Below are 692 nucleotides of genomic sequence, written 5' to 3'. Positions count from 1 at the left end.
GCTATGCCTCGGAGGCGCCGGGGTCACCCGTCGGATACTGGGCACGCGAAGAGCTGACCAGAGAGAAGTTTGTCGATCATCCGTTTCTCCCTGGAGAGCGGATCTACCGGACGGGCGATTTGGCTCGCTGGCTGCCAGATGGAAGACTGGAGCATTTAGGACGGATCGACCATCAGGTGAAGATCCGCGGGTACCGGATCGAACCGGGCGAGATCGAAGCGCATCTGCTGAGAGTTGAAGGCGTCAAGGAAGCGGTCGTGACCGTTGCTACCGGGGAAACGCAGGAACTGTGCGCCTATGTAACGGGCAGCGGTGATCTCACGGCGCAGGCGATACGGAGCAAGCTTGGGGCGGGTCTTCCGTCCTATATGATTCCCTCGCACTTCATTCGCTTGGAGAAGATGCCGCTCACGCCAAATGGGAAGCTGGATCGCAAGGCGCTGCCAGCACCAGATAGGGCGCTGAGTACGGGAACGGAGTATGTAGCGCCGCGTACGACGACGGAAGCGAAGCTTGCGCAGCTATGGCAAGAGGTGCTGGGGCTGGAGGGTGTCGGCATCCGCGATAACTTCTTTGACATCGGGGGCCATTCGCTGCGAGCGATGACGCTCGTAGCGCGCATTCACCAGATGCTGGAGGCGGAGGTGCCGCTGCGGCAATTGTTCCTCTCGCCAACGATCGAAAGCTTGGCG

1 protein-coding gene is annotated in these 692 nt (G+C 60.7%); it reads left to right on the top strand.

The genetic code is table 11. The annotated features are described in order from the left end of the window. The coding region (locus AZ66_RS29440) for a non-ribosomal peptide synthetase (RefSeq protein ID WP_442950334.1) at window positions 1-692 on the top strand (692 nt) is incomplete at both ends.

It is taken from the genome of Paenibacillus sp. E194 (genome assembly GCF_000935845.1).
GTDB lineage: Bacteria > Bacillota > Bacilli > Paenibacillales > Paenibacillaceae > Paenibacillus_B > Paenibacillus_B alvei_B.
This window is presented reverse-complemented; position numbering and strand designations above follow the sequence as displayed.